Raw genomic sequence first — 19,027 nt, 5'->3', positions numbered from 1 at the left:
GGGTCCCTGACGGGCGTCTGACGGCCTGGCCCGCCCCCTTCGAGGGGCGGGCCTCGGCCATTCGAATACCTGTCTAAGATTCACCCCCATGACGGAAACGCAACGGCGGCCAGTTCGCCGCCGACGCCGCATTCTGCGGGTCACCCTGCTGCTGGTCGCCGTGCTGATCCTGGGCGCGGCCGGGGCGGGCTGGTGGGCGTACAGCCACCTCAACGGCAACATCGACAGCGTCGACCTGGACAAGGCGATCGGGGACAACCGGCCGCCGAAGGTGGTCGCGAACGCGCAGAACATCCTGGTGCTCGGCTCCGATTCACGGGCCGGGGCCAACGCCGATCTCGACCACGGCGACGTCAGCGGAGCCCGCTCGGACACCGCGATGCTGGTGCACATACCCGAGGGCCGGGCCAAGGCGACCGCGGTGAGCATCCCGCGCGACACCCTGATCACCCGGCCCGAGTGCAAGGACCGGGACGGCAAGACCGTGCCGTCCGCGAAGCGGGTCATGTTCAACTCCGTCTACTCGCTGGCCGGTCCGGCCTGTGTGGTCAACACGGTCGAGCAGTTGTCCGGAGTGCGCGTGGACCACTTCGTCGAGGTGGACTTCGCCGGCTTCAAGGGCCTGGTGGACGCGCTGGGCGGGGTCACCGTCACCCTGGACAAGCCGATGAGCGGCGCCAAGGGCGGTCTGAAGCTGGAAGCGGGCGAGCACCGGCTGAACGGGGCCGACTCGCTGAAGTTCGTCCGTACCCGCTACGGGTACGGCGACGGCAGCGACCTCGGACGCATAGGCCTCCAGCAGCAGTTCATGCTGGCGATGCTGTCCGAGATCAAGAAGCAGGACGCCCTCGGCAATCCGGCGCGGCTCTACAAGCTCGCGGACGCCGGGACCAAGTCGCTGACCACCGACTCCGACCTGGACTCGCTCACCGCGCTGGCCGACTTCGCGCAGAGCATGAAGGGCGTGGACCCGGACACGATGGAGACGATCATGCTGCCGGTCGCCTACGACAAGGTCGACCCCAACCGCGTGGTCGTGGCCGAGCCGCAGGCGACCGAGCTGTGGGCGGCCCTGCGCAACGACCAGAAGATCCCCGCCTCGGCGAAGAACTCCCCCGCCAAGGGCTGACGGGCCGGCACGTGACGCAGTGGGCCGTACGGGGATTCCCGTACGGCCCACTGCGTCACGTCACTTTGCGTCACGTCCGGCTGCGTCACGGCCCGCTGCGTCACGTCCGGCTCAGAACTCCGCGTCCCTGCCCACCTGGCCCAGCCGGCTGTGGCTGCGGCCGTACAGGAAGTAGACGAAGAAGCCGATCACCATCCAGATCCCGAAGCGCAGCCAGGTCTCGGCCGGCAGGTTGAGCATCAGCCACACCGAGGCGGCGATCGACAGGATCGGCACCAGGGGCACCAGTGGGGTCCGGAAGGACCGGTGCAGGTCGGGGCGGGTGCGACGCAGGACGATCACGCCGAGCGCGACGACCACGAAGGCGAAGAGCGTGCCGATGTTCACCAGGGTGGCGAGCTCGTTGATGCTGGTGAAGCCCGCGACGATCGCGATGATCACGCCCAGCAGGATCGTCGGGCGGTACGGGGTACGGAACTTCGGGTGGGTCCGCGAGAAGAAGCGCGGCAGCAGTCCGTCACGGCTCATCGCGAAGAACACGCGGGTCTGACCCAGGAGCAGGATCATGCAGACCGTGGTGAGGCCCACGGCGGCGCCGAAGCTGATGATGCCTCCGTACACCGGATGTCCGGCGGATTTGAAGGCGTCGGCCAGCGGGGCGCTCACCGACAGCTCGGTGTAGTGCTGCATACCGGTGACCACGAGCGAGACCGCCACGTACAGCACGGTGCAGATGAGCAGCGAGCCGAGGATGCCGCGCGGCATGTCCCGCTGCGGGAGCTTGGTCTCCTCGGCCGCCGTGGCGACGACGTCGAAGCCGATGAAGGCGAAGAAGACGACGGAGGCCGCGGTGAAGATGCCCATGACGCCGAAGTTCGTCGGCTGGTAGCCGAAGATCAGCTGGACGAGCGGCGCGTCGAGCCCCGAACCGCCCTTCTGGGGCACCGCCTCGGGGATGAACGGCTGGTAGTTGCTGCCCTTGATGAAGAACAGGCCCGCGATGATCACGATGAGCACCACCGTGACCTTGATCGCGACGACGAGCGCCGTGATCCTCGCGGACAGCTTCACGCCGACGACCAGGATCGCGGTGAGGAGCAGCACCAGGACGAAGGCCAGCAGGTCGAAGGTGCCGCCGACGACGTCCGGCCCCTGGAGTGCGGCCGGCAGCTGGATGCCCGCGTTGTCCATGAGGGAACGGACGTACCCGGACCAGCCCACGGCCACGACCGCGGTGCCGAGGGCGAATTCCAGTACGAGGTCCCAGCCGATGATCCAGGCCGGCAGCTCGCCGATCGAGGCGTAGGAGAAGGTGTACGCCGAACCGGCGACGGGGACGGTCGAGGCGAACTCGGCGTAACACAGGGCGGCGAGCGCGCACACCACGCCGGCGGCCACGAAGGCCAGGGCGGTGGCGGGGCCGGCGGTCTCCTTGGCGACCTTGCCGGTGAGGACGAAGATGCCGGTGCCGATGATGACGCCGACGCCGAAGACGGTCAGGTCCCAGGCGGACAGGGATTTGCGGAGCGCGTGTTCCGGCTCCTCCGTGTCCCGGATGGACTGTTCCACCGACTTGCTGCGGAAGGGACTGTTCAGATCCGTACTCACCAACGCACCTCCGAACAAGGTGACGCACGCGAACGGGCCGGGAGGCCCACCCCTCAAGGGTGATCTCCCGGCCCGTGACGTGCAACCGCGCGTGGATCAGGTGGGCTAGTCGCAGGCGGCGGCCGGCTCGCTGTCGTAGCGCCCGTCCAGCTTGGCCACCAGGCCGGTGACCTGCCGTGCGATGTCCGGTGCGGTCAGCCCGATCTCGGCCATGACCTCCTTGCGGGAGGCGTGGTCGAGGAAGCGCTGCGGGATGCCGAAGTCGCGCAGCGGTACGTCGACGCCCGCGTCCCGCAGGGCCTGCGAGACGGCCGAACCCACGCCGCCGGTGCGGCCGTTGTCCTCGACGGTGACGACCACGCGGTGGCGGTCGGCGAGCGGGGCCAGCGCCTCGTCCACGGGCTTGACCCAGCGCGGGTCGACCACGGTCGTGGTGATGCCCTGCTTGTCGAGCAGGTCGGCGATCTCCAGGCACATCGGGGCGAGCGCGCCGACCGAGACCAGCAGTACGTCCGGCCGGGTGACGTCGGCGCCCGGGGCGCGCAGCACGTCCATGCCGCCGGCCTTGCCGACGGCCGGGACGGCCGGGCCGACGACGCCCTTGGAGTACCGCACGACGGTAGGGGCGTCCTTGACCTCGACGGCCTCGCGCAGCTGGGCGCGCAGCTGCTCCGCGTCACGCGGGGCGGCCAGCCGCAGGCCGGGTACGACCTGCATGATCGACATGTCCCACATACCGTTGTGGGAGGCGCCGTCCGTGCCGGTGACTCCGGCCCGGTCCAGGACGAAGGTGACCCCGCACTTGTGCAGGGCCACGTCCATCAGGACCTGGTCGAAGGCACGGTTGAGGAAGGTGGCGTACACGGCGAAGACCGGGTGGGCGCCGCCGGTGGCCAGGCCCGCCGCCGAGGTGGCGCCGTGCTGCTCGGCGATGCCGACGTCGAAGATCCGGTCCGGGTAGGCGTCCGCGAACTTCTTCAGGCCGACCGGCTGGAGCATGGCCGCGGTGATCGCGACGATGTCCTTGCGCTCCTTGCCGAGCTTGACCATCTCGTCGGCGAAGACGGAGGTCCAGCTGGCGGCGTCGGTGGAGACCGGCAGACCGGTGTCGGGGTGGATCACGCCGACCGCGTGGAAGCGGTCCGCCTCGTCCTGGACGGCCGGCTCGTAGCCCCGGCCCTTCTGGGTGAGGCAGTGCACGATGACCGGGCCGCTGAAGCGCTTGGCGCGCGTCAGGGCGGACTCCAGGGCCTCGATGTCGTGGCCGTCGATGGGCCCGATGTACTTGAGCCCCAGGTCCTCGAACATGCCCTGCGGGGCGATGAAGTCCTTCAGGCCCTTCTTGGCGCCGTGCAGGGTCTCGAAGAGCGGCTTGCCCACGACGGGGGTGCGCTCCAGGATCTCCTTGCCGCGGGCCAGGAAGCGCTCGTAGCCGTCCGTGGTGCGCAGGGTGGCCAGGTGGTTGGCGAGGCCGCCGATGGTGGGGCCGTAGGAGCGCTCGTTGTCGTTGACGACGATGACCAGCGGGCGGTCCTTGGCGGCGGCGATGTTGTTCAGCGCCTCCCAGGCCATGCCGCCGGTCAGCGCGCCGTCGCCGATGACGGCGGCGACGTGGTGGTCCTGCCGTCCCAGCACCTCGTTGGCCTTGGCGAGGCCGTCGGCCCAGCCCAGCACGGTGGAGGCGTGCGAGTTCTCGATCACGTCGTGGTCGGACTCGGCGCGCGAGGGGTAGCCGGACAGGCCGCCCTTGGCGCGCAGGTTGCCGAAGTCCTGACGACCGGTGAGCAGCTTGTGGACGTAGGCCTGGTGGCCGGTGTCGAAGAGGACCTTGTCCTTCGGCGAGTCGAAGACCCGGTGCAGGGCGATCGTCAGTTCGACCACCCCGAGGTTGGGGCCGAGGTGCCCGCCGGTCTTGGAGACGGCGTCGACGAGGAAGGACCTGATCTCGGCGGCGAGCTGATCGAGCTCCTCCTGGCTGAGCCGGTCCAGATCGCGCGGTCCCTTGATGCGGGTCAGCAGCACCCGTGCCTCCTTGCAGTTGCTTGCTGGTCTGTCGAGTCTAATGTTCCGCCCGTCGGCCCGGTCATCGGGCCGCCCCGGCAGCGTCACACCTTTGTCATACATGTACGCACCGCCGCGCGGTCACACCTCACATACGGGCGTATACCCGTACAGAAGTACGTGCGCGCACATGTACGCACGGATGCCCGGCGCCACTCGAAGTGGCACCGGGCACTGTGACCGGTGTTACCGCCGGCTGCCGCTCCGGCGCTCCGCGGGGTGTGAGGACGGGCGCGCGGTCAGGCGCGTCCGGCCGTCTTCTGGGTCTTGCGGGTGATCGAGTCGATCACCACGGTGGCCAGCAGCACCGCACCGGTGATCATGTACTGGATCGGGGTCGCGATTCCCTCCAGGGCCAGACCGTACTGGATCGAGACGATGACCATCACGCCGAGGAGGGCGTTCCAGGTTCGGCCGCGGCCACCGAAGAGGCTGGTGCCGCCGATGACGGCCGCCGCGATCACGTTCATCAGCAGGTCGCCGGCACCGGCGCTCTGGTTGGCGGCCGCGATCTTCGAGGCCCAGAACAGACCGCCGATGGCGGCGAAGGTGCTGGAGATCGCGAAGACCGTGATCCGGATCCGGGTGACGTTGATGCCCGCACGGCGGGAGGCCTCGACGCTGCCACCCAGTGCGAAGACGTTTCGTCCGAACGTCGTGCGCCGGAGCACGAAGTCCGTGACGACCAGGGCCAGCAGGAAGAGCACCACCGCGAGCGGCAGGCCCTTGTACTGGTTGAACAGCACGGCGGGGCCGAAGGCGACCAGCGCGAGCAGACCGGTGCGCAGCAGGACCTCGGCGAGCGGCCGGGAGGGCATCCCGGCGGCCTCGCGGCGCTTGGCGTCGAAGAAGGCCGCGAGGAAGTAGCCGGCCACCGCGAGCGCGGCCAGCCCGTAGGCGACGGCCACGTCCGAGAAGAAGTACGTGGTCAGCTGGCCGACCACGCCGTCGGAGTCGATGTTGATCGTGCCGTTGCTGCCGAGGATCTGCAGCATCGCACCGAGCCAGAAGAGCAGGCCCGACAGGGTGACGGCGAAGGCCGGGGCGCCGATCCTGGCGAAGAAGAAGCCGTGGATGCAGCCGATCAGGGCGCCGCCGGCGATGGCCGCCAGGATGGCCAGCCACTCGTTCACGCCATGGGTGACGGCGAAGACGGCGACGATCGCGCCCGAGACGCCGCTGACCGAGCCGACCGAGAGGTCGATCTCACCGAGCAGCAGCACGAAGATGATGCCGATGGCGATCATGCCGGTGCCGGTCATCGTGATCGCGATGTTGGTGAGGTTCTCCGGGGAGAGGAAGTTCGAGTTCAGCCCCTGGAAGATCGACCAGATGACGATCAGGCCGATGACGACGGGCAGGGAGCCCAGGTCGCCGGCCTTCATCCGGCGCTTGAACTCGCCCAGGTACCCGGCGAGGCCCTCCTCCCTGACGAGCAGCCGGGGGTCCACGGCCGGGATCGCGTCGTGCGCGGCCGCCGGGTTGACCGGGTCAATGTGCTCCTGCTGGTCGACGGGGCCCTTGCCCAGTGGATCGGTGGCGGGGTTCTGGGTGCTCACTTGCCGGCCTCCGAGGTGCGGGCCGCCCGGCGGGTCACGGCGTTGTCCGTGGCACCGGTGATGGCGGAGATGATCTCTTCCTGCGAGGTATCGGCGACGTTGAAGACGCCGTTGTTGCGGCCCAGCCGCAGGACCGCCACCTTGTCGGCGACGGCCTTCACATCGGCCATGTTGTGGCTGATGAGGATGACGGCGTGACCGCGCTCGCGCAGCCGCTCCACGAGGTCGAGGACCTGCGCGGTCTGCTCGACGCCGAGGGCGGCGGTGGGCTCGTCGAGGATGACGAGCTGCGGCTCGCCCAGCATGGAGCGGGCGATCGCCACGGTCTGACGCTGACCGCCGGAGAGCGAGGCGATGGGGATCCGGACACTGGGGATCCGGATGGACAGGGTGGTCAGGAGCTCGCGGGCGCGGCGCTCCATCTCCACCTCGTCCAGGATGCCGCGGCGCTTGAGCTCGCGGCCGAGGAAGAGGTTGCCGACGACGTCGATGTTGTCGCACAGCGCCAGGTCCTGGTAGACCGTCGCGATGCCCAGGTTCTGGGCGTCGTGCGGCTTGCCTATGGAGACCGGGCGGCCCTCCCACTCGATGACTCCGTCATCGATGGGGTGCACGCCGGCGATCGTCTTGACCAGCGTGGACTTGCCGGCGCCGTTGTCGCCGACCAGGGCGACCACCTCACCGGAGTGGATCTCGAGTTCTACGTCGGTCAGGGCCTGAACGGCGCCGAACCGCTTCGAGACCCCTCGCAACGCCAGCACGGGCGCAGCGGACACATGAACCATCTCCTTCGCCGCCTGACCGGCGGGGATGTCGTGCAAAAGAGCAGGAGCGGGGCGAATGGGGGAACGTTTCTGCCCGGCGCCCCGCGGTGGCGGGGATGAGAGGGCGGGGCGCCGGTCAGGCACGGGGGGCCGCCTCGGGGGAGGCGGCGGGGGCCGCTACTTCAGGCCAACGGTGGCGCAGGCCGCCGCGTACTTGTCGGTGCAGATCTCGTCGACCTTGTAGACGCCGTCCTTGACGACGGTGTCCTTGATGTTGTTCTTGGTCAGCGAGACGACCGGGATCAGCACGGACGGGACGCCCTTGGTGGTCGGGCTGTCGACCGTGGAGGTGGTGACACCTTCGAGCTTCTCACCCTTGGCGAGGGCGACCGCCATCTTCGCCGCGGCCTCGGCCTCCGGGGCGTACGGCTTGTAGACGCTCATGAACTGCTCGCCGGCGACGATGCGCTGCACCCCGGCGAGTTCCGCGTCCTGGCCGGTGACCGGGGGCAGGGTGGACAGGCCGGCCGCCTTGAGGGCGGTGATGATGCCGCCGGCCATGCCGTCATTGGCGGAGTAGACGCCGATGATCTTGTCCTTGCCGAGCGCCGAGAGGGCGGCCGCCATGTTCGTGTTGGCGTTCTCCGGCTTCCACTCGACGGTGTCGTACTCCTTGCCGATGTTCACCTTGCCGTCGAGGACGGAGTGCGCGCCGGACTTGAAGAGCTTGGCGTTCGGGTCGGTGACCGAACCGTTCATCATGACGATCTGGCCGTCCTTGGCCTTGTCGCCCAGCGCCTCCAGCAGCGCCTTGCCCTGGACCTTGCCGACCTCTTCGTTGTCGAAGGAGGTGTAGGCGTCGATCGGGCCCTCGGCCAGACGGTCGTAGGAAACGACCGGAATGCCGGCGTCCTTGGCCTTCTTCACCGAACCCGCGATGGCCTTGGAGTCCACCGCGTCGACGATCAGGACGTCCACCTTGTTGGTGATCATCGTGTCGACCTGGGAGTTCTGGGTGGTCGCGTCCTGCTTGGCGTTGGCGTAGACGACCTGACCCTTGCCGCCGGTCAGCTCCGCGACCTTCTTCTCGATCAGCGGCTTGTCGAACTTCTCGTAACGCGCGGTCTGGTTCTCCGGCAGGAGCAGACCGACCTTGATCGCATCACCCTTGCCCGCGCCGGATTCCTTCGTCTTGTCCCCGGCCTCCTTCGCACTGCCACAAGCGGCGAGGGAGACGGCCATGGCACCGGCGGCCACGGCTACGGCGGTTCTGCGCATACGCGTGTTCATTACTTGAACCTCCCTGACGAGGCCGCAACGCTGCGGCCGAGGTGGATGTGAGTCAACCCCGGCCGCGTTTTGCCGTCAAGGAGTGAATCCTTAACGAGATGACAACGGTGCCATCCGTTATCTACCTGAAGGCAAGACGGCTGGAGCTCGCACTCCACTCCCATGATCTGACAAAAGCGTCGAATCGCCCATCTCGCTGAGCACAAGGGCTAGCGCGCCCAGCACCTCGGCGCGCCCGCCCAGGGACCCCGTGAGCACCGACAGTTGGCGGGCCGCGCTGGGAATCGCGTACCTCCCCACGGATTCACGGATGGGAGCCAGGACCAGTTCACCCGCCTCCGCGAGCGAGCCGCCGAGCACCACCCGGCTGGGGTTGAGGAGGTTGCACAGACTGGCCACGCCGCTGCCGATGTGGCGGCCCACGTCCGTGATCACCCGGCGGCAGCCCGGGTCCCCGCCGCGGGCCAGTTCGACCACCCGCTCCATCGTCAACTCCGGCCCGTGCGTGCCCTGGAGCAGCGGCAATACGTACCGGGCGGCGGCGAAGGTCTCCAGGCAGCCGCGGTTGCCGCAGCGGCAGACGGGGCCCGATTCGTCGAGCGTGATGTGCCCGATCTCGCCCGCGGTACCGCCGGGACCGCGGTAGATCTGGCCGTTGATCACCAGGCCCGCACCGACGCCGCTGGCGACCTTGATGTAGGCCAGGTCCTTTACTCCCCGCCCGCTCCCCCAAACGAGTTCACCGAGGGCTCCGAGGTTCGCGTCGTTGTCCACGTACACCGGTACGCCGAGGCGCTGGGAGAGCTCCTGGCGGGGGTTGATGCCCGCCCAGCCCGGCAGGATCGCGGTGGAACCCAGGGTGCCGGATTCCACGTCGATCGGGCCGGGGACGCCGAGCCCCACGCCGATGACCTTCTCCAGCCCTACCCCTATGGCCGCGATCAGCCGCCCCACCAGGGCCTCGGCCCGGTCGAAGCCCTCAGCCCAGGAGGCGTCGACGTCCAGCGGCTCCGATTCCTCGGCCAGCACCTGATGGGCGAGGTTGCCCACGGCCACCCGCAGGTGGGTGTGGCCGAAGTCCACGCCGATCACGATGCCCGCGTCGCCGCTGAGCGAGACGCTGCGCGCCCGCCGGCCGCCCGCCGAGGTGTCGGTGACCTCGACGGTCCCGCCTTCCTTCAGCTCCCGGACGATGTTGGAGACCGTGGCCGCCGACAGTCCGGTGGTACGGGCGATCTCCGCCTGGGTCAGCGATCCCGCGAGCCGCACCGCCCGCACGACCCGTTCGAGATTCGCGCGATGCAGCGAGGACTGCGATCCGGGAGTCTGCACGACTCATCCACTCCTGCCCATAAGCGACGGCCAGCCGTCGCCCCCCGGCCGGGGCACGTCGCGACTGCACGCTCCGAGACCCCGGCGTCTCTCCAACTTGTGAACCTTAAGTCGAGCCTTTGCACCACGACACGTCAAGAGGCTGACGCGGCACGAATCGGTCACTTCGTATCAAAAGCGGGGAGATGGTGATCGCGGATCGTGCGCCACGCGGCTACTTCAGTGTCGCCGAGGTCAGGCCGGCCTGGATCTGGCGCTGGAAGGAGAGGTAGACCACCAGCATCGGGATCATCGCGATGGTCACGCCGGCGAACAGCACCGGCAGGTCGGTCTCGTATCCCTGCTGCTGCTGGAGCTGGATCAGGCCCTGGGTGAGGAGGTAGCGCTCGGGGTCCGAGCCCGTCTGGGGCTGCATCAGCACGGAGGGCAGGATGTACTGGTTCCACTGGCCCAGGACGTTGAAGATCCCGACGCTGATCAGGCCCGGCTTGGCCATGGGCACCATCACCTGGAAGAAGATCCGGGTGTCGGAGGCCCCGTCGATCACCGCCGCCTCGTGCACCGCCGTCGGCAGCGTGCGGAAGAACGAGTGCATGAAGAAGACGGTGAACGGCATCGAGTAGGCGACGTAAACGAGGATCAGGCCCTGGTACGTGTTCAGCATGTCGAACCGCTTGACCATGAAGAACAGCGGGACGAGCGCCAGGAAGACGGGGAACATGGCCCCGCTGACGAAGAAGTAGTAGAGGAACCGGTTGCCCGGGAAGGGGTAGCGGGCCAGGACGTACGCCGCCATCGAGCCGAGCAGCATCGTCAGCGGGACCGAGAACACCATGACGATCAGGGTGTGGGCGAAGTAGTCGCCGATGCCCTTGTCCCAGGCCCGGCCGAAGGCGTCGAAGTTCCAGTTGGAGGGCCAGCTGAGGGCCGAGCCGCCGATCTGCGCGTCGGTCTTGAAGGAGCCGAGGGCCAGCCAGATCAGGGGCAGGACGATCAGTATGGCCCAGACGGCGAGGAAGCCGTGGGAGAAGACGTTGAGGACCGTGCCCTCCGACGGGCCGGCCGCCCGCTCGCCGGTCGGGCCGGCTCCTTTGGAGCGCTCCGCGGCGGGCTCGCCCGGAGCCTTGATCACTGTGGTCATATGGGTCTCCCGCTCAGAACTCGATGCGCTCGCGGCGGGTGGCGCGCAGCGTGATGACGGAAAGGATCATGGTGAGGACGAGCATGACCACGCCCATGGCGCAGGCGTAGCCGCTCTTGCCGAAGTAGAGGAAGTTCCTCATCAGCACCGTCGCCATGACCTCGCTGTGGTGGTCGGGGCCGCCGCCGAACTGGCCCGAGGTCATGGTCGACACCAGGACGAACATGTCCATCGCGGCGATGCCCAGGTAGACCGCGGAGGTCTGTACGGAGTCCCACAGCAGCGGCAGCGTGACCTTGAAGAAGGTCTGGGCGCGTCCCGCCCCGTCGAGCAGGGCGGCCTCGTAGACGTCCCTGGGGACGGACTGCATGGCCGCCGAGAACAGGACGAGGTAGAAGCCGACGCCGTGCCAGACGACCACGAGGAGCAGGCACCAGAGGACGAGCCGCGGCTCGTTCAGCCATTCGACCGGGTGGAGCCGGTCGACGAGGCCGAGCTTGATCAGGACGCCGTTGAGCAGGCCGCCCTCGTCGGTGCGGTACACGGCCCCGAAGAGGACCGCGAGGATGGCGAGGGAGAGGACCTGCGGGAAGAAGTAGACGATCTTGTAGAAGCCCGACCCCCGCACGCCCTGCACCCCGCCGGCTCCGCCCCGCCCGCCCGCGTTCACCATGAAGGCGAAGAAGAGGGCGAGCAGGATGGTCACCGTCGGGACGAACACCAGGAGCAGCAGGTTGTGCCACAGTGCGCTGCGGAAGACCTCGTCCTTCATCAGGGCCGTGTAGTTGTCCACGCCGACGAAATCGAACGTCGGCGACTGGCCGGACCAGTTGGTGAAGGAGTAGCCGAACGTCTGTACGTACGGCCAGATGACGAAGGTCAGATACAGCGCGAGGGGACCGAGGAGGAAGCCGGCGATGAAGCCGCCCCGTCCCCTGCCCTGGGCTACTTGGCTCATGGTGTCCGTCCCTGGAATCCTGTCCGGTGACCGGTGGAGCGCGTCGTCAGCTGCGTCGGTTGTTCTTGGCGTTGGGGTCCTGCGCGGCCTTGTCCACCGCGGCCTGGGCCCGCTTGATCCACTCCTTCGGGGGGATCCGCTTGGCCATCAGCTCATTGGACGCGTCCTGGATCGCCGTGTCCATCTCGCTGTACCAGTCGGGGTAAAGGTAGTTGAAGGTGTTCTCCCCGGCCGCCTTCAGCGCCGTGACCGCCGACTGGGTTCCCGGCCGCAGCTTCACCCCCGGGTCGACGCCGTCCTTGACCACGGTGAGCGAGTTGGCCTGCTGGGCGAAGAGCGTGGACCATTCGCGTGACAGCATCGAACGGATGAACTCCAGGCCACCGGCCTTGTTGGCGGCCTTCTCCGGGACGATGAAGGGCTCGCCGGCGCCGGCCCGGATGGCCTCGAAGGGCAGCTTGCTGTCGGCCAGCGGCGGGACCGGGAGGAACTGCATGTCGAAGTCGTCGGGCGTCTGCTTGAGCTGCTCGTTCTCCAGCCAGGAGCCGGACGGGATGAAGGCCGCCTTGTACTGGTTCCAGGCGGTCTGGGACTCCGTGTGGGTCAGGCCGTTGGTGCCCGGCAGCAGCAGGTCCTTCTCGACCACCTCGTAGACCGCCTCGACGGCCGCGAGGGCCGCCGCGCTGCCCTCGAAGGCGTTCGGCTCCAGGTTGTCGATCGCCTTCATGGCGTCCAGACCGCCCTTCTTGGCGATCAGGTCCATGATGACGACATTGATGTAGTACGGGTACTTGCCCTGGTGGGCCAGGCCGCCGATGCCGGCTTCCTTGGCCTTCGCGCAGATCCCGAGGAACTCGTCCCAGGTCTTGGGCGCGGTCCAGCCCTTCTCCTTGAAGAGCTTGCCGGAGTACCAGAAGCCGTAGACGGTGTAGACGTAGTTCAGCGAGACGAACTTGCCGCCCTGGGTCCCCTGCTCGACGGTGCCCGCGATCAGCGTGTCGCGGACCTTCTTGCTCGGGTCGTCGAGCGACGGAGCGTCGAGCACCGGGGTGAGGTCGGCGAGCTGGTCGCTCTTGAAGAGCACGTCCAGCTTGATCTTCTGGGCGCCGGAGTCGTCCACGACGTCCGGCGGATTTCCGCCGTTGAAGCGCGTCTGGAGCTTTCCGGTGATCTCCTGGGTGCCCAGGTGGGAGCTGGTGGTGCCCCACTTCTTGTCGAAGGCGGCCTCCCAGGCCTTCGCGTAGTCGTCGCCGAACCCGCCCTTGAAGACGACCACGTCCAGCTTGCCGCCCTTCGCGACGCCGAAGGGGTTCTGTGCGCTCGTCGCGGCCTTGGACGGGCCGTTCGTGGGCTCGTCCCCGCCGGAGGCGCAGGCGGACAGGAAGCCCATCGTGGGCACGGTGATCAGGCCGAGTGCCGCAGAGCGCTTGATCAGATCACGGCGGCCGAGGCCCTCACCGGTGGATGCCATGCTCATGTCCTCGCCTTCGTCAGAAGTGTGAAGGAGGCGGGAAATCACGGCAGTTGCCGTGTCTGCGGACGACGCCGCAGATCCCCGCTGTCCCCCGGGTCCGGGGTCCCTCCTGCGGAGTGACCTGGACGCGCACAGGTATAGTCCACTTCCGCTCGACTCAGCAAGATCGTGCACAAGGATGACCGCCAGCTTTTCCGAGTTGAGACCTGTCCGTCATCTGGCACCGCCGGGACGAAATGCGGAAGGGCCGTACCCCCATAACGGGGATACGGCCCTATGGTGCCGATAAGCGAAGAATGCCTTCGCTTGGCGCGCCCTTAGCCTCGGATGAGGTTGCGCAGGACGTACTGCATGATGCCGCCGTTGCGGTAGTAGTCCGCCTCACCCGGCGTGTCGATGCGCACGACCGCGTCGAACTCCACACCGGTGTCGGTGGTCACCTTGACGGTGCGCGGGGTGGTGCCGTTGTTCAGCTCCTCCACACCGGTGAAGGCGAAGGTCTCCTCGCCGGTGAGGCCCAGGGACGCCGCGGTGGCACCCTCGGGGAACTGCAGGGGCAGGACGCCCATGCCGATCAGGTTCGAGCGGTGGATGCGCTCGTAGGACTCGGCGATGACGGCCTTGACGCCGAGGAGCGCGGTGCCCTTGGCCGCCCAGTCGCGGGACGAGCCGGAGCCGTACTCCTTGCCGGCCAGGATGACCAGCGGGATGCCGGCGGCCTGGTAGTTCTGCGAGGCGTCGTAGATGAAGGAGACCGGCGCGCCCTCGACGGTGAAGTCGCGGGTGAAGCCGCCCTCGGTGCCCGGCGCGATCTGGTTGCGCAGGCGGATGTTGGCGAAGGTACCGCGGATCATGACCTCGTGGTTGCCGCGGCGGGAACCGTACGAGTTGAAGTCGCGGCGCTCGACGCCGTGCTCCGTGAGGTACTTGCCGGCCGGGGTGTCGGCCTTGATCGCACCGGCCGGGGAGATGTGGTCGGTGGTGACCGAGTCGCCCAGCTTCGCCAGCACGCGGGCGCCGGCGATGTCGGAGACCGGGGTGGTCTCCATCGTCATGCCCTCGAAATAAGGGGGCTTGCGGACGTAGGTGGACTGCGGGTCCCACTCGAACGTGTTGCCGGTCGGGATCGACAGCGCCTGCCACTGGGCGTCGCCCGCGAAGACGTCCTGGTAGGACTTGTTGAACATGTCCTCGCCGATGGCGTTCGCCACGACGTCGTTGACCTCGGCCTCGGAGGGCCAGATGTCCTGGAGGAAGACCGGCTTCCCCTCGGTGTCGACGCCGATGGCGTCCTTGGTGATGTCCACCTTCATGGAGCCCGCGATGGCGTACGCGACGACCAGCGGCGGGGAGGCCAGGTAGTTCATCTTGACGTCGGGGTTGATCCGGCCCTCGAAGTTGCGGTTGCCGGAGAGCACCGAGGTGACCGCGAGGTCGTGCTCGTTGATCGCCTTCGAGATCTCCTCGTCCAGCGGACCGGAGTTGCCGATGCAGGTGGTGCAGCCGTACCCGACGAGGTTGAAGCCCATCTTGTCGAGGTACGGGGTCAGGCCGGCCTTGTCGAAGTAGTCGGTGACGACCTTCGAGCCCGGGGCCAGGGTGGTCTTGACCCACGGCTTGCGGGTCAGGCCCTTCTCGACCGCCTTCTTGGCCACGAGCGCCGCGGCGACCATGACGTAGGGGTTCGAGGTGTTGGTGCAGGAGGTGATCGCGGCGACGGTGACGGCGCCGTGGTCGATCTCGAAGGAGGTGCCGTCGGCCAGAGTGACCGGGGTCGGCTTCGACGGGGCGCCGTTCGGGTGGTTCGCCGGGGCGTCGGAGGCCGGGAAGGACTCCTTGCCCGCCTCGTCCACGTCGTCCACGTAGTTGCGGACGTCCTGGGCGAACTGCTCGGCGGCGTTGGCCAGGACGATGCGGTCCTGCGGGCGCTTCGGGCCGGCGATGGAGGGGACGACCGTGGAGAGGTCGAGCTCCAGCTTCTCGGAGAAGTCCGGCTCGGCGGCCGGGTCCAGCCACAGGCCCTGCTCCTTGGCGTACGCCTCGACGAGCGCGACCTGCTGGGCGTCGCGGCCGGTCAGGCGCAGGTACTTCAGGGTCTCGTCGTCGATCGGGAAGATCGCGGCGGTGGAGCCGAACTCCGGCGACATGTTGCCGATGGTGGCGCGGTTCGCGAGGGAGGTGGCGGAGACGCCCTCACCGTAGAACTCGACGAACTTGCCGACGACACCGTGCTTGCGCAGCATCTCGGTGATGGTCAGCACGAGGTCGGTGGCGGTGGTGCCGGTGGGCAGCTCGCCGGTCAGCTTGAAGCCCACGACGCGCGGGATCAGCATGGAGACCGGCTGGCCGAGCATCGCGGCCTCGGCCTCGATGCCGCCGACGCCCCAGCCCAGCACGCCCAGGCCGTTGACCATGGTGGTGTGCGAGTCGGTGCCGACGAGGGTGTCGGGGTAGGCCTGGCCGTTACGGACCATGACGGTGCGGGCCAGGTGCTCGATGTTGACCTGGTGGACGATGCCGGTGCCCGGGGGGACGACCTTGAACTCGTCGAAGGCGGTCTGGCCCCAGCGCAGGAACTGGTAGCGCTCCTTGTTGCGGCCGTACTCCAGCTCCACGTTCTGGGCGAACGCCTCGTTGGTGCCGAACTTGTCGGCGATGACCGAGTGGTCGATGACCAGCTCGGCCGGGGCCAGCGGGTTGATCTTCGACGGGTCGCCGCCGAGGGCCTTCACGGCCTCACGCATGGTGGCGAGGTCCACGACGCAGGGGACGCCGGTGAAGTCCTGCATGATCACGCGGGCCGGCGTGAACTGGATCTCCTCGCTGGGCTGGGCCTGCGAGTCCCAGTTGCCGAGCGACCGGATGTGGTCGGCGGTGATGTTCGCGCCGTCCTCGGTACGGAGCAGGTTCTCCAGCAGCACCTTCAGGCTGTAGGGGAGGCGGGCGGAGCCCTCCACCTTGTCCAGCCGGAAGATCTCGTACGACTCGTCGCCCACCTGCAGCGTGCTGCGGGCGTCGAAGCTGTTCGCCGACACGACAGTCTCCTTCATGCATGAATTCGCGCGTATTTACCGCATCCTGCCGCCACGCCCCTTGGCCAATCCGCTAAGGTAAGGCTAAGTTAGGTAACCCTTACCAGCGGGGGCGGCTGCGGTACGCCTTCGGCAGATATCTCGATGTCGAGATAACTCTAGTACATGTCCGGGGGCGGGGACGAGGCGCGCACCTGTAGTACTGCGGGCGCGGTGCGCCGTCCCGAGGATTCCGCATACCCGGATTCGATCAGCGTGACCAGCTCTGACACTGCCAGCTCGGCAATCCGTTCGGGGGTGGGGGTGACGGTGGTCACGGAAGGACGGACGGCCCGCGCGTGCGGATGCGGCGCCGGCGGGGCCGGGCGGAGCTGTTGCCCCCCGCTGCCCACACAGGAGCGGCAGCAGCTGCCCCGAAAGCCTGCTGGAAAACGCCCACATGGGACCTGACGGCACATAACACCCGCCAACTCTCCACACCACCTCCACCCGTATGCCACACCCGGCACATGTGTCATCTCATATCTGAGATACCGTGCCCCCATGGCAGACGACTACCTCGTACGCATCGGCAAGCTCATCCGTGATGCCCGGCAGCACCGGGGCTGGACACAGAGTCAGCTCGCGGACGCACTCGGCACCAGCCAGAGCGCCGTGAACCGGATCGAGCGCGGCAACCAGAACATCAGCCTTGAGATGATCGCCCGAATCGGTGAAGCTCTCGACAGCGAAATCGTCTCCCTGGGCTACGCCGGCCCGATGCACCTGCGCGTGGTCGGCGGCCGCCGCCTGTCCGGCGCCATCGACGTCAAGACGAGCAAGAACGCGTGCGTCGCCCTGCTCTGCGGCTCGTTGCTCAACAAGGGCCGTACGGTCCTGCGGCGGGTGGCCCGCATCGAGGAGGTCTACCGCCTCCTGGAAGTGCTGAACTCGATCGGCGTCCGCAGCCGCTGGATCAACGACGGCGTGGACCTGGAACTCGTCCCGCCCGCCCGCCTCGACATGGAGGCCATGGACGCGGACGCGGCGCGCCGCACCCGCAGCATCATCATGTTCCTGGGCCCCCTGCTGCACCGGATGGACACCTTCCGCCTCCCGTACGCGGGCGGCTGCGACCTCGGCACCCGCACCATCGAGCCGCACATGATCGCCCTGCGCCGCTTCGGCCTGGACATCACCGCGACCGAGGGCATCTACCACGCGAAGGTCGCGACGGGCGTCTCCCCCGACCGCCCCATCGTGCTGACCGAGCGCGGGGACACCGTCACCGAGAACGCGCTGCTGGCCGCCGCCCGGCACGACGGCGTCACCGTCATCCGCAACGCCTCCTCCAACTACATGGTCCAGGACCTGTGCTTCTTCCTGGAGGCGCTGGGGGTGAAGGTCGAGGGCGTGGGCACCACCACGCTCACCGTCCACGGCATCCCGAACATCGACGTGGACGTCGACTACTCCCCCTCCGAGGACCCGGTCGAGGCGATGAGCCTGCTCGCCGCCGCGGTCGTCACGGAGTCGGAGCTGACGATCCGCCGGGTCCCGATCGAGTTCATGGAGATCGAGCTCGCGGTACTGGAGGAGATGGGGCTGGACCACGACCGCTCGGCCGAGTACGTGGCCGACAACGGCCGCACCCGCCTGGTCGACCTCACGGTCCGCCCCTCGAAGCTCCAAGCCCCGATCGACAAGATCCATCCGATGCCGTTCCCCGGGCTGAACATCGACAACGTCCCCTTCTTCGCGGCCATCGCCGCCGTCGCCCAGGGCCAGACCCTGATCCACGACTGGGTGTACGACAACCGGGCCATCTACCTGACCGACCTGAACCGCCTCGGCGGCCGCCTCCAACTCCTGGACCCCCACCGCGTCCTGGTCGAGGGCCCCACCCGCTGGCGGGCCGCGGAGATGATGTGCCCGCCGGCCCTGCGCCCGGCGGTGGTCGTCCTCCTCGCGATGATGGCGGCCGAGGGCACGTCCGTACTGCGCAACGTCTACGTGATCAACCGCGGCTACGAGGAACTGGCCGAGCGCCTCAACTCGGTGGGCGCCCAGATCGAGATCTTCAGGGACATCTGAGAAACCGTCAGGTAGCCGCCGGCACCTGCCTGACCTGCGCGCATGTGGGTCAGTCAGGAGCGCGGCGGCTCCCTCGTCCCCGGGGGCTTTTCCCGGCCCGCGTCTTCGGCTGCACTAGGGTGACTGCCCGAGCTGGTCCGTAGGGCCGCCGACGAGGGGACGGGACATGCCTGCTGCCGAGACCTCCGCCCGGGTGCTCAGTGGTCTGCTGATCGGTGCCGGCGCGGCGCACTTCGCCGTTCCGCGGCAGTTCGACGTCATCGTGCCCCGCAGCCTGCCCGGATCGCCCCGGACCTGGACCCACCTGAGCGGGCTCGCGGAGATCGCCGTCGGCGCGGCGATCGCGGCCCCGCGTACGCGGCGCGCGGGCGCGCTGGCCGCGGCCGGGCTGTTCGTCGCCGTCTTCCCGGCGAACGCGAAGATGGCGTACGACTGGCGGCACCGGCCCGCGCCGCTGCGGGCGGCGGCGCTGGCGCGGCTGCCTCTGCAGGTCCCGCTCGTACTGTGGGCGCTGCGTGTCCACCGGTCCGGGCGGCCCTGCCGTTGACGGTTCGGTCTACGGCAGGGGCACGCTCCGGCAAGATGGGGCGGACGTCCCCTTCCCGG

13 protein-coding genes are annotated in these 19,027 nt (G+C 68.4%); 3 read left to right on the top strand and 10 right to left on the bottom strand.

The features are described from left to right. Positions 1 to 88 precede the first annotated feature (88 nt). Positions 89 to 1,129 (top strand): LCP family protein, encoded by a 1,041-nt coding sequence (locus AC07DU_RS19695; protein ID WP_479032052.1) that lies wholly within the window; start codon positions 89 to 91, stop codon positions 1,127 to 1,129. 111 nt (positions 1,130 to 1,240) lie between these two features. Here the strand turns inward: AC07DU_RS19695 and AC07DU_RS19690 are convergent, their stop codons facing one another. The 10 genes from AC07DU_RS19690 to acnA form a co-directional block, all read right to left on the bottom strand. Continuing rightward, on the bottom strand, positions 1,241 to 2,737 hold the full coding sequence (locus AC07DU_RS19690; protein ID WP_479032055.1) for an amino acid permease: 1,497 nt from the start codon (positions 2,735 to 2,737) through the stop codon (positions 1,241 to 1,243). 105 nt (positions 2,738 to 2,842) lie between these two features. Then, positions 2,843 to 4,759, bottom strand: coding sequence for a 1-deoxy-D-xylulose-5-phosphate synthase (gene dxs / locus AC07DU_RS19685; protein WP_479112616.1), 1,917 nt, complete (start codon positions 4,757 to 4,759; stop codon positions 2,843 to 2,845). A 278-nt stretch (positions 4,760 to 5,037) separates the two neighbouring features. Next, positions 5,038 to 6,327 carry a sugar ABC transporter permease gene (locus tag AC07DU_RS19680; protein WP_479032525.1) on the bottom strand — a complete coding sequence of 430 codons (1,290 nt, stop codon included), beginning with the start codon at positions 6,325 to 6,327 and terminating at the stop codon, positions 5,038 to 5,040. A gap of 26 nt (positions 6,328 to 6,353) precedes the next feature. Continuing rightward, on the bottom strand, positions 6,354 to 7,142 hold the full coding sequence (locus AC07DU_RS19675) for an ATP-binding cassette domain-containing protein (RefSeq protein WP_360896312.1): 789 nt from the start codon (positions 7,140 to 7,142) through the stop codon (positions 6,354 to 6,356). Positions 7,143 to 7,298: 156 nt separating this feature from the next. Continuing rightward, positions 7,299 to 8,411, bottom strand: a complete 1,113-nt coding sequence (locus AC07DU_RS19670; protein WP_360896315.1) for a sugar ABC transporter substrate-binding protein — start codon at positions 8,409 to 8,411, stop codon at positions 7,299 to 7,301. A gap of 117 nt (positions 8,412 to 8,528) precedes the next feature. Further along, positions 8,529 to 9,743, bottom strand: coding sequence for an ROK family transcriptional regulator (locus AC07DU_RS19665; RefSeq protein WP_479112614.1), 1,215 nt, complete (start codon positions 9,741 to 9,743; stop codon positions 8,529 to 8,531). A 214-nt stretch (positions 9,744 to 9,957) separates the two neighbouring features. Beyond that, positions 9,958 to 10,884: a carbohydrate ABC transporter permease gene (locus AC07DU_RS19660; RefSeq protein WP_479112612.1), complete on the bottom strand. Its 927-nt coding sequence runs from the start codon at positions 10,882 to 10,884 to the stop codon at positions 9,958 to 9,960. A gap of 13 nt (positions 10,885 to 10,897) precedes the next feature. Continuing rightward, complete coding sequence (locus AC07DU_RS19655; protein WP_360896324.1) at positions 10,898 to 11,842, bottom strand: carbohydrate ABC transporter permease; 945 nt, start codon at positions 11,840 to 11,842, stop codon at positions 10,898 to 10,900. A 46-nt stretch (positions 11,843 to 11,888) separates the two neighbouring features. Then, positions 11,889 to 13,319, bottom strand: coding sequence for an N-acetylglucosamine/diacetylchitobiose ABC transporter substrate-binding protein (ngcE, locus tag AC07DU_RS19650; RefSeq protein ID WP_360896327.1), 1,431 nt, complete (start codon positions 13,317 to 13,319; stop codon positions 11,889 to 11,891). Positions 13,320 to 13,633: 314 nt separating this feature from the next. Beyond that, positions 13,634 to 16,351: an aconitate hydratase AcnA gene (gene acnA / locus AC07DU_RS19645; RefSeq protein ID WP_479112610.1), complete on the bottom strand. Its 2,718-nt coding sequence runs from the start codon at positions 16,349 to 16,351 to the stop codon at positions 13,634 to 13,636. 540 nt (positions 16,352 to 16,891) lie between these two features. Between acnA and AC07DU_RS19640 the strand changes: the two genes are divergently transcribed. Then, positions 16,892 to 18,421, top strand: coding sequence for a helix-turn-helix domain-containing protein (locus tag AC07DU_RS19640; RefSeq protein ID WP_360896332.1), 1,530 nt, complete (start codon positions 16,892 to 16,894; stop codon positions 18,419 to 18,421). Positions 18,422 to 18,587: 166 nt separating this feature from the next. Beyond that, positions 18,588 to 18,968, top strand: a complete 381-nt coding sequence (locus AC07DU_RS19635; protein WP_479112608.1) for a DoxX family protein — start codon at positions 18,588 to 18,590, stop codon at positions 18,966 to 18,968. The last annotated feature ends 59 nt before the right edge of the window (positions 18,969 to 19,027 follow it).

It is taken from the genome of Streptomyces sp. NPDC045695, assembly GCF_056432025.1.
Note: the sequence above shows the minus strand (reverse complement) of the source record. Positions and strands in the feature narration are given on the sequence as shown.

Excerpts from the sequence above, each read along its gene's own strand:
- AC07DU_RS19695 (WP_479032052.1), top strand. The coding sequence starts at position 89 with ATGACGGAAACGCAACGGCGGCCAGTTCGCCGCCGACGCCGCATTCTG.
- AC07DU_RS19675 (WP_360896312.1), bottom strand. The coding sequence starts at position 7,142 with ATGGTTCATGTGTCCGCTGCGCCCGTGCTGGCGTTGCGAGGGGTCTCG.
- AC07DU_RS19670 (WP_360896315.1), bottom strand. The coding sequence starts at position 8,411 with ATGAACACGCGTATGCGCAGAACCGCCGTAGCCGTGGCCGCCGGTGCC.
- AC07DU_RS19660 (WP_479112612.1), bottom strand. The coding sequence starts at position 10,884 with ATGACCACAGTGATCAAGGCTCCGGGCGAGCCCGCCGCGGAGCGCTCC.
- AC07DU_RS19655 (WP_360896324.1), bottom strand. The coding sequence starts at position 11,842 with ATGAGCCAAGTAGCCCAGGGCAGGGGACGGGGCGGCTTCATCGCCGGC.
- ngcE (WP_360896327.1), bottom strand. The coding sequence starts at position 13,319 with ATGAGCATGGCATCCACCGGTGAGGGCCTCGGCCGCCGTGATCTGATC.
- AC07DU_RS19640 (WP_360896332.1), top strand. The coding sequence starts at position 16,892 with ATGGCAGACGACTACCTCGTACGCATCGGCAAGCTCATCCGTGATGCC.
- AC07DU_RS19635 (WP_479112608.1), top strand. The coding sequence starts at position 18,588 with ATGCCTGCTGCCGAGACCTCCGCCCGGGTGCTCAGTGGTCTGCTGATC.